Here is an 8,182-nt window from a genome sequence, read left to right as displayed (position 1 = left end):
TGCAGGGGGGACCCTGTGGGAGAGTAGGACGCCGCCGAACAATCTTTGGAGAAAACCCCCGTACCGGGATACCGGTACGGGGGTTTTCTGCGTTTCCGGCGCCTTCCGCGTTTTCCGGGGTCGTTTATTGTCGACCTCATGCGCTACGACCTGGTCCTCTTCGACAACGACGGCGTCCTCGTGGACAGCGAGCCGATCTCCAACACGCTCCTGGCCGCCTACCTCACCGAGCTGGGGCACCCCACCTCGTACGAGGACTCCCTGCGCGACTACATGGGCGCCGCGATGCACCGCGTGCACGACCTCGTGGCGGAGCGCACCGGGCGACAGCTTGCCGCGGACTTCGACGACGTCTTCCACGCGCGGGTGTTCGCGGCCTTCGAACGGGAGTTGCAGCCCGTCGCCGGGGCCGTGCAGGTGCTGGAGAAGCTGGCGGCGGACGGGGTGCCGTACTGCGTCGCCTCCTCAGGAACCCATGAGCGGATTCGGGTGGGGCACCGAAAGACCGGGCTCGACCGGTGGTTCGACGACGGGCGGATCTTCAGTTCGCAGGACGTCGGGCGGGGCAAGCCGGCGCCCGACCTGTTCCTGTACGCGGCCGAGCGCATGGGCGTGCCGGCGGCCAGGTGTGCCGTCGTCGAGGACAGCCCGCTCGGGGTGCGGGCGGCGAACGCGGCCGGCATGGACGTGTACGGGTTCACCGCGATGACGCCCGCCGAGAGGCTCTCCGGTGCGACCGGACTCTTCGCCGACATGGGGGAGTTGGCGGACCTGCTCGCCTGACGGTGTCACCCTCCGGCGCTGACATTTGTCATCCCCGGATCCGGACGATCGTTCCTACTGCCGGCCCGGGTCGGGGCGCCAAGCTGTGTACGTCGAGAACGGGACGTACACAGCGCCTACGGAGGGATCCGATCATGAGCCTCACTGCCACCGCGAGCCGCACCGAAGCGCCTGTCGCCGCGACGCCCGCGGCGAAGGACCGGGGCTCGGCGCGGCGCGGCTTCCTGCCGCTGATCGTGGACGTGGCGGTGCCTCTCGTGTCGTTCTACCTCCTCAAGGACGGGCTCGGACTGAGCACGGTGGCCGCGCTCGGCTTGAGCAGTGTGCTGCCGGCGGTGCGGACCCTGTGGAGTGCGGTGCGGGACCGGAGCCTGAACGGCCTCGCGGCGCTGATCCTGGTCGTCAACGTCGCCGGTCTTGTGCTCGGGTCGGTGGCCGGTGACCCGCGGCTGATGCTGGCCAAGGACAGCGCGATCAGCAGTGTCGTCGGCATCGGCGTCCTGGTCTCCGTACTGCTCGGGAAGCCGATGATGACCGCGGCCATGGCACCGTTCGTCATCAAGGGGGACACGGCGAAGTCCGCCGCATGGGACCGGCTGATCAGCGGGTCGGAGCGATTCCGCCGGGCCGAGCGCACGTTCTCCGCCGTCTGGGGCGTGACGTTGCTCGGCGAGTGCGTGGTCCGCGTGGTGGGTGCCTACACGCTTCCGGTCGACACCATGGTCTGGCTCGGCACCGTCATCATGATCGCCTCCATGACCCTGGGCTTCCTCGTCAGCGGCGCGCTCGCGGTCGTCCCGATGCAGATGATGCTGAAGGAGGAACTCTGCGCCGGGACGGACACCAAGTAACCCAGCACACCAAGAGCTGAACAGAATTCATCTTCTGCTTGATCTACCCACGGGTAGGCCGGGGCCCTACGCTCGCCGCCATGACAGATGTGGTGCGGCGCGGCAGGGCCTCGCTGGCGTTCGCTTTCCTCGTCCAGGGCGTCGCCTTCGCGCTGCTGGTGACACGCATCCCGGCGATCCAGGACCGGTACGGGATATCCGACGGCCTGCTGCCGGTCTTCCTCGCCGCCGTGCCGGTCCTCGCCGGGGTCGGCAGCGTCTGCACCGAGCAACTGGTCAAGCGGGTGCCGCCCAGCCGTGTGCTGAGATGGTCCCAGCCGGTCGTGCTGCTGGCCCTGGTGGGTGTCGGGGCGGGCGACCGGATCGCCCAAGTCGCTGTCGCGCTCGGGGTGTTCGGGCTCGCGGTCGGTGCACTCGACGCCTCGATGAACATGCTCGGCGTGAGCCTGCAACGCACCTACGGGCGCAGCATCATGCTCGGCTTCCATGCCGCGTACAGCCTGGGCGGGATCGTCGGCGCCTCCCTCGCGTGGGCGGGGGCGCACTGGCATCTGTCGCTGTTCGTGTCGTACCTGCCGGTGGTGGCGGTGCTGCTGCCGGCGGCCCTGGTGGGCAGCCGGTGGTACGTCGACGGGGGTGCCCCCGAGAAGCAGCCGACGCGGGAGGGCGCGGGCGGCGCCCCGGCGGAGACGGGTCCCGTCGTCTTCAGGCTGCTCCTGCCGCTGTGTCTGGTGATGACCTTCGCCTACATCGGGGACTCGACGGTCTCCAACTGGAGTGCGAAGTACCTCCAGGACGTGCTGGGCAGTTCCGAGCAGCTGGCGACCGTGCCGTACAACGTCTACATGGTCACCACCCTGCTGGGGCGGACGATCGGGGACGTCGGGGTGCGGCGGTTCGGGGCGGCGGCCGTCGTACGGCTCGGCGCGGTGGTGGCGGCCGTCGGGTTCGGGGTGGTGGCGGTGGCGCCGGGGCCGTGGGCCGGAATGCTGGGGTTCACGCTGGTGGGGCTCGGGCTGTGCGTGATCGTGCCGCAGACCTTCGCGGCGGCGGGGCGGCTCTTCCCCGGCGCGTCCGACACCGCGATCGCACGGCTCAACATCTTCAACTACGTGGGGTTCCTGATCGGTTCCCCCCTGGTGGGGGCGCTGGGGGACGCGTGGAACTACCGGGGAGCCATGCTCGTACCGATGGTGCTGGTTCTGCTGACGCTGAGGTATGCCAGGTCGTTCACCGCTGAACCGGACCGATACGGTGACGGGCATGAGCGGCCGCGCACAGCTGATGTGGGACGAGGCAGTAACGGGCTATGACTTCGGCCCGGACCACCCGATGGATCCGGTCCGGCTGACGCTGACCCGGTCGCTGGTCGCCGCCTTCGGGCTCGACCGGGAGATCGAGGTGGTCGCCGCGAAGCCGGCCGGGGAGTCGACGCTGCGGCTCGTCCACCGTGAGGACTACGTGGAGGCGGTCAGGGCCGCGTCCGGGAACCCCGCCGCGGCGGACGCGTCGTACGGCCTCGGGACGGCGGACGATCCCGCGTTCGCCGGGATGCACGAGGTGTCCGCGCTCATCGCGGGACAGTCCGTGGGAGCGGCGGAGGCGGTGTGGCGCGGGGACGCGCTGCACGCGGTGAACTTCGCGGGCGGGCTGCACCACGCCATGCCGGGCGGTGCCTCGGGGTTCTGCATCTACAACGACGCGTCGCTCGCCATCGCCCGCCTGCTGGAACTGGGTGCCGAGCGGGTCGCCTACATCGACGTGGACGTCCATCACGGCGACGGGGTCCAGGCGGCCTTCTGGGAGGATCCGCGGGTTCTGACGATCTCGCTGCACGAGCATCCGCGGACGCTGTTCCCGCAGACCGGGTGGCCGGAGGAGACCGGCGCGGACTGTGCGGAGGGCTCCGCCGTGAACGTGGCACTGCCCGCGGGGACCGGGGACGCGGGGTGGCTGCGGGCCTTCCACTCCGTGGTGCCGGAGCTGATCGCCGATTTCCGGCCGCAGGTGATCGTCACCCAGCACGGTGCCGACACCCACTTCGAGGATCCGCTGGCGCATCTCGCGGTGTCGCTCGACGCGCAGCTGGCCGTGCAGGTCGCCTGTCACGAACTGGCGCACGAGCACGCCGAGGGGCGATGGGTCGCGCTCGGGGGCGGGGGCTACGCGGTGGTCGACGTGGTGCCGCGGTCCTGGACGCATCTGGTGGGGGTGGCGGCTGGGCGGCCGGTGACGCCTGAGTCGGTGATTCCCGAGAGCTGGCGGCAGGAAGTGTGTGCCCGGACACGGCAGTTGGGGCCGATGCGGATGACGGACGGGCGGTGGCCGGTGGCCTGGCGGGAGTGGGAGGCGGGGTACGACCCCGCCGACCGGCTGGACCAGGCCGTGCTCGCCGCAAGGCGGGCCGTCTTCCCCCTGCGGGGGCTGCTGGCCTAGGTGTTGCGACGGGACGGGTTTCCGCCCCCTCCGCCCCTGCCCGTCCCGTTCCCGGGAGCTTCGCCCCCGGACCCCCGGACCCCCGGACCCTTGCATCGCGCCGCGCGCTCGCCTTCAAGTGCCGGACGGGCCAACGTCCCACCGGTCGGGCTGTTACGCCAACTGTGCGGTGTTTTCGGGGTTTTCGGGGTGTGGTGGGTGGCGATGCGTCAGCATCGCTGGCGTGTTGAGCACCGGAGCATTGCGTGCGCATCTGCTGGCCGCCCGGCTGGCCGGACCCGTCGCCACCTCGCGTGAGGAGAGCCTGCGCAGCTATCGGCTCTTCGCGGCCCGCGACCCCCGGGTGCTGATCGGACTCGATCCCGAAGGGACGTGGGGGCAGCGGGAGTTGATCGGGCTGATGGCCGACAAGTGCGGAGTGTCGGCCGATCCCGGAGACACTTCAGGGCATGATGTGATCGACCCGGAGCGGACCCTGGCCGCGCTGCAGGCGTTCGCCGAGCGGCTCGGGAGGGCCGCCGAGCGCCGGGCACCGGTGCTGTTCGGCACCGGGCACCCGCACCGGCTGATGGATTTCTACGCCACGTTGGCGGACGCCCTGTCGGCGGCGGGATGTACTGTCCTCACCCCGGCGCAGGGTAGCTCTGTCGACATAACGACCCGGTTCGGCCTACGCACGCACCGCGTGGACTACGTACGAGGAGTCGCGCTGGTGCGGGAACCCGGGCCGCAGGCCCCCGGGCGCACGACCGGCGCACACACGCACTCACCGCTGCCGGTCCGGACCGTGCTGGCGGCCGCGGCGGAGGCTGGGGGCCCGCTTCCCGAACTGGTCGTCGGCGACCACGGATGGGTCTGCGGGGCAGGTCAGCTGGGGTTCGAGGCCATCGGGCTGGCGGATACGAACGATCCCGCGCTGTTCGTCGGGGAAGCCGAGGGGCGGGTGTCCGTCGCCGTCCCCCTCGATGACGCTGTGCGGTCTCATTACTACCGACCGCTTACTCGCTATGTACTCAATCGAGCGTGTCTGTCACAGTAGGCCGCCGATGGCAGCTCCTCTTCCCCACTCGCATCACCCGCCCCTACTCTGGGGAGTGAGCACGCAACGACGAAGTGTCACCGGAAGGGGAAGCCGGTGGCCGTCGAGTGCGGAAGGTTCAGGTGTGTCATGGCTGCAGCTGGCGAGAGGCCTCTGAACGAGGTTCAGTTCCTGACCGTGGCGGAAGTCGCCTCGGTGATGCGAGTGTCGAAGATGACCGTGTACCGACTGGTGCACAGCGGTCATCTGCCGGCGATCCGGGTGGGGAGGTCCTTCCGGGTGCCGGAGCAAGCGGTTCATGAGTACCTCCGCGAGAGCTACGTGGGGGTGGAGACCGCCTGACGGCGGCCCCGCGGGTTCCCCGGGAGGCCCTCGCGGCCCCGCCGGGGAGCCCCGGGTGACCTCGATTACGACCTCAGCGCTCGGACGGGTAGGCTAGCCCCTCGTAGGTCGTGTGGGCCCCGGCGCCCAGCACCGAGTGAAGAGAAGTGAGCGAGGGTAGTCGTGGGCTCTGTTATCAAGAAGCGGCGCAAGCGGATGGCCAAGAAGAAGCACCGCAAGCTGCTCAAGCGCACTCGCGTTCAGCGTCGCAACAAGAAGTAAGGCCGTCCCCGCACCCGCGGGGGATCGTCCTTACGGTTGCGCGACCGCTGCAACAGCGCGCTCTGTGGCCCCCCACCGTCAGGTGGGGGGCCACAGTCATGTCCGGATGTCCGGGCCGTGGAGGGGTGCCTGTGCGGCAAATGGCTGGGTCCGGTCGCACGTGCGGGGCTGTCGTGACGTGACGCATCGGGCGGTCGTCACAGCGCGACACCGACCCGCTAGGTTGGCGGCACACGGGGAACCCGGCAGGGTACGAGCAGCGGTACGCGGCGCGGGACGAGGCGGGAAGGAAGGCGCTGATCTTGGGGAAGGTCGTGCTGGTGACCGGAGTGGCCCGTCAGCTGGGGGGCCGGTTCGTCCGGCGGATCCAGCGCGACCCGGAGGTGGAGCGGGTGATCGCCGTGGACGCGATCCCGCCCGAGCACCACCTGGGAGGCGCCGACTTCGTCCAGGCGGACATACAGCAGCCCTCGATCGCGCGCCTGCTCGCGGAGCACTCCGTCGACACGGTCGTCCACCTGGACGTGACCGGCACCCCGCTGGGCAGCGGCAGCCGGACCTCGGTCAAGGAGACCAACGTCATCGGCACCATGCAGCTGCTCGGTGCCTGCCAGAAGTCCCCGACCGTCAAGCGCCTCGCCGTGAAGTCCAGTACGAACGTGTACGGGTCCGCGCCGCGCGATCCCGCCGTCTTCACCGAGACGACCACACCCAAGTCGCTGCCGAGCGGCGGCTTCGCCAAGGACACCGTCGAGGTCGAGGGCTACGTAAGAGGCTTCGCACGCCGCCGGCCCGACGTCGCCGTGTGCGTCCTGCGGTTCGCCAACATCCTGGGCCCGAGCGCGGACTCACCGCTCGCCTCGTACTTCTCGCTGCCCGTGCTGCCCACCGTCCTCGGCTACGATCCGCGGCTGCAGTTCGTGCACGAGGACGACGTGATCGAGGTGCTGCGCCTGGCCTCGCACGAGGCCGAGCGCGGGACGCTCAACAGCGGTACGTTCAACATCGCCGGGGACGGCGTCCTGCTGCTCTCGCAGTGCGCGCGGCGCCTCGGCCGGCCCACGGTGCCGCTGCTGATGCCCGCGGTCAGCTGGGTGGGGACGGCGCTGCGTACGCTGGGCGTGACGGACTTCTCGCCGGAGCAACTGCGGCTGCTCACACACGGGCGGGTCGTGGAGACGGACCAGATGCGCGACACCCTCGGGTACCGGCCGAAGTACACGACGGCGGAGACCTTCGCGGACTTCGCCCGGAGCCGGGGACCCGGACTCCTGCCTCCGGAGGCCCTCGCGGGGGCCGTCGACCGGATCGCCGCGCTGCCTGCCCTGGGCGGCGGCTCATCCCCGACGCAGAGCGCCAACTGAGGAGCGCATCAACGATGGCGGACGCCAAGGTCATTCCGTTCGACGACGACCGGTCACGCGGCGGCGCTGTGCAGCGCCCGCCGCGCCGCAGGAGCGCCGGGAGCAGGCACAAGGGCGAGCCCTCGGCGGTCCACGAGGTCCAGCCCCTGCCCGGCCCGGCGCCCGCGCGGGATGATGATCCCGTGACGCGAGAGAGCCCGCAGGCGCCGGAGCAGGCACCGGGCGGTGGTCTGGAGCGGCGGATCGCCGGCGGTCTGGCCTTCCTGCGCCGCCGGCTGACCGGTGACTACGAGGTCGACGACTTCGGCTACGACGCCGAACTCACCGACCAGGTCCTGATGTCCCTCATCCGCCCGGTCTACGAGAAGTACTTCCGGGTCGACGTGAAGGGCATCGAGAACATCCCGTCCGAGGGCGGGGCGCTGATCGTCGCCAACCACTCCGGGACGCTGCCGCTGGACGGCCTGATGATGCAGGTCGCCGTCCACGACAACCACCCCACGGGCCGTCACCTGCGGCTGCTCGCGGCCGACCTGGTCTTCATGCTGCCGGTCGTCAACGAGCTGGCCCGCAAGGCCGGTCACACCCTCGCCTGCGCCGAGGACGCCGAGCGGCTGCTGGCACGCGGCGAACTGGTCGGGGTGATGCCCGAGGGCTTCAAGGGCATCGGCAAGCCGTTCAGTGAGCGGTACAAGCTCCAGCGCTTCGGCCGCGGCGGCTTCGTCTCCACCGCGCTGCGGCAGGGCACCCCGATCATCCCGTGCTCGATCGTGGGGGCGGAGGAGATCTACCCGATGATCGGCAACGCGAAGACGCTCGCCCGGGTGCTGGGCTTCCCGTACTTCCCGATCACGCCCACCTTCCCCTGGCTCGGGCCGCTCGGCGCGGTACCGCTGCCGACGAAGTGGACGATCCAGTTCGGCGAGCCGATCCGCACGGACGGCTATCCGCCCGAGGCGGCCGAGGACCCGATGCTGATGTTCAACCTGACCGACCAGGTCAGGGAACAGATCCAGCACACCCTGTACAAGCTGCTGGTGCAGCGACGGTCGGTGTTCTTCTGACGGATACGGCGAGGGGGCACCCCCGGTGAACAGGGGCGCCCC

General features: G+C 70.3%; 9 protein-coding genes. All 9 read left to right on the top strand.

The features are described 5' to 3' along the window. Window positions 1–138: 138 nt before the first annotated feature. The 9 genes from ACFYP4_RS25175 (at window position 139) to ACFYP4_RS25135 (ending at window position 8,140) form a co-directional block, all read left to right on the top strand. The gene (locus ACFYP4_RS25175) at window positions 139–783 is read left to right on the top strand and encodes an HAD family hydrolase (RefSeq protein WP_358855287.1); all 645 of its coding nucleotides are present in this window, start codon (window positions 139–141) and stop codon (window positions 781–783) included. Window positions 784–917: 134 nt separating this feature from the next. Continuing rightward, entirely contained in the window at window positions 918–1,634 is a 717-nt protein-coding gene (locus tag ACFYP4_RS25170) for a VC0807 family protein (protein WP_358855288.1), read from the top strand. Between the two features lie 80 nt (window positions 1,635–1,714). Beyond that, on the top strand, window positions 1,715–2,947 hold the full coding sequence (locus tag ACFYP4_RS25165; protein WP_388788195.1) for an MFS transporter: 1,233 nt from the start codon (window positions 1,715–1,717) through the stop codon (window positions 2,945–2,947). Then, entirely contained in the window at window positions 2,898–4,070 is a 1,173-nt protein-coding gene (locus tag ACFYP4_RS25160) for an acetoin utilization protein AcuC (protein WP_388788192.1), read from the top strand. Before ACFYP4_RS25165 ends, ACFYP4_RS25160 begins: the two co-directional genes overlap by 50 nt. 223 nt (window positions 4,071–4,293) lie before the next feature. After that, window positions 4,294–5,109: a phosphatase gene (locus tag ACFYP4_RS25155; RefSeq protein WP_358855291.1), complete on the top strand. Its 816-nt coding sequence runs from the start codon at window positions 4,294–4,296 to the stop codon at window positions 5,107–5,109. Window positions 5,110–5,238: 129 nt separating this feature from the next. After that, the gene (locus tag ACFYP4_RS25150) at window positions 5,239–5,451 is read left to right on the top strand and encodes a helix-turn-helix domain-containing protein (RefSeq protein WP_004984898.1); all 213 of its coding nucleotides are present in this window, start codon (window positions 5,239–5,241) and stop codon (window positions 5,449–5,451) included. A gap of 162 nt (window positions 5,452–5,613) precedes the next feature. Continuing rightward, a complete protein-coding gene (locus ACFYP4_RS25145) occupies window positions 5,614–5,712 on the top strand; it encodes a 30S ribosomal protein bS22 (RefSeq protein WP_003948845.1) in 99 nt (32 codons plus the stop codon). 302 nt (window positions 5,713–6,014) lie between these two features. Beyond that, window positions 6,015–7,076: an NAD-dependent epimerase/dehydratase family protein gene (locus tag ACFYP4_RS25140; RefSeq protein ID WP_358855292.1), complete on the top strand. Its 1,062-nt coding sequence runs from the start codon at window positions 6,015–6,017 to the stop codon at window positions 7,074–7,076. A gap of 14 nt (window positions 7,077–7,090) precedes the next feature. Then, the gene (locus tag ACFYP4_RS25135; RefSeq protein ID WP_358855293.1) at window positions 7,091–8,140 is read left to right on the top strand and encodes a lysophospholipid acyltransferase family protein; all 1,050 of its coding nucleotides are present in this window, start codon (window positions 7,091–7,093) and stop codon (window positions 8,138–8,140) included. The last annotated feature ends 42 nt before the right edge of the window (window positions 8,141–8,182 follow it).

The sequence above is a fragment of the Streptomyces sp. NPDC005551 genome, assembly GCF_042871785.1.
In the GTDB taxonomy this organism is placed as follows: Bacteria; Actinomycetota; Actinomycetes; order Streptomycetales; family Streptomycetaceae; genus Streptomyces.
Note: the sequence above shows the minus strand (reverse complement) of the source record. Positions and strands in the feature narration are given on the sequence as shown.